Source organism: Martinezella paranaensis, from assembly GCF_014200235.1.
GTDB lineage: Bacteria > Pseudomonadota > Alphaproteobacteria > Rhizobiales > Rhizobiaceae > Rhizobium > Rhizobium paranaense.
In genome coordinates, this window is sequence record NZ_JACHBI010000047.1 from 1 (window position 1) to 1,624 (window position 1,624).

Annotated in this window: 1 protein-coding gene; it reads right to left on the minus strand. The window is 58.0% G+C overall.

From position 1 onward, the window contains the following. Window positions 1-89: 89 nt before the first annotated feature. Window positions 90-1,445 (minus strand): IS5 family transposase, encoded by a 1,356-nt coding sequence (locus GGD50_RS32505; RefSeq protein ID WP_183941383.1) that lies wholly within the window; start codon window positions 1,443-1,445, stop codon window positions 90-92. Window positions 1,446-1,624 lie beyond the last annotated feature (179 nt).

The following is a 1,624-nucleotide window of genomic DNA, read 5'->3' on the forward strand; positions in this document are numbered from 1 at the left end:
TAGTCGCCCGTGAAGAACGCCAATTTTGGTGTGGCGGCGCATGATTGTCGGCGTCGACAGTTGGCATGGTTATGGGTTTAGGCTGGTTTTTAGGTGGGGATGTTCCGGGATCGCGGCAGAGATGCCAGAAGCATGGCTGCGAGCAGGCACAAAAGTAGCCTGAACCACCGGAGCAGGAGCGAGAAATTGTAGCCGGCAGCAGCCAGAACGGCATTGAGGGCGTCGCCCTGCTGTCCGGCGAGATAGTTGCGGTCCATCCTGTGTTCGTTCTTGAGATGCCCGATGACGGGCTCGACGGCGGATCGTCGTCGCATCAGACGCTTGATGGCTGGTGTAACGCGGCGCTTCTGGCCACTGGTGAAGACCCGCAGCTTGTGGCTCTCAGGCGCGTTGTGGCCGCGATATCCGGCATCAGCCAGAATACGGGAGAGCTCATTGCCCATCGTCTTTTCCATGTCGGGAATGACGGTTGCCATCGTGTGGCCATCATAGGGATTGCCGGGCAGCGCCATGGCATGGAGAGCGAACTGACCGCCTTTCGAACGGTTCAGCGTCGTTGCCACCGAGACCTTGACGCCGAATTCGTACGGCCTGTGCGCCTTGCCCTTGCCGATGCATTCGACCTCATCGGCATGCAGGCTGAAGATCTTGCGGCCTCGTTGACGCTGCCTTTGCTCCAGAACCGTCTTTGCCTGATAGAGCGGCCAGATGAAGATTGCCTTGAGTTGCTCGTCGCCGGCAATCTGGCGCTCGATATCGCGGATGGTTCGCCCGAGATAGGTCTTGAGCTTGCGTAGCGCCTTGCCGGCCCGCTTGAACTGTTTGGCATGGGCATACCGTTGATGCTGGATCAGGGCGAATTTGCCCAGCCGCACATAGGTCTGGCGCAGCTCCAGGCCGGTCTTTTTGGCGAGCCGCACGAGCCGTTCCCGCGCCCGATGAATGAGCTTCGCATCGGTCGGAAACATGACGTTCTTCGGCTGGACGGTCGTATCGACGATCACCTGCCGCGTGTCCGACGGCTTCATCGCACCGGTCTTGACCGCCACCGACAGGCTCTCCTGCAGCAACGCCTTTATCCGATCATCACCCATGCGCTGGCGCCAGCGCGTGAGCGAGGAGCGGTCGAATGGCAATGTGTGCCGGAAGAATTCTTCGCCGCAAAAATATTGAAAGTACGGGCTGTCGAGATAGCGGGCGCAAACGGCATCATCCGACAGGTTGAATGTATGCTTGAGAATCGAAAGCCCCGCCATCAACCGTGTCGGCAAGGGCGGCATACCTGCTCCATCCCGATAAACCTCGCCGAAGCTTGTCTCCAGAAACGGCCAGTCGATCGTCTGCGCCAACCGGACAAGCTCGTGTCGCATGTCGATGATCTGATCAAGACGAGACCGGAACAGATCCTGCTCTCCCGTCTCGCGCCGTTCATCAGGTCTCGACATTTGTTGGCTCCGATTCATCGCCGATAGCCGATTGAATCATGCTTCGGCCCATCACGAAACCGAAATCTGAAATCGCAAGAAAACAGACCGAAAACCGGACCTTTCTTGCGATATCGAGTATTCGAGAGCCTCCAATATACCAGGAATATCAACAACCTGCTGATACTTCACGGCCGACT

Excerpts from the sequence above, each read along its gene's own strand:
- GGD50_RS32505 (WP_183941383.1), bottom strand. The coding sequence starts at position 1,445 with ATGTCGAGACCTGATGAACGGCGCGAGACGGGAGAGCAGGATCTGTTC.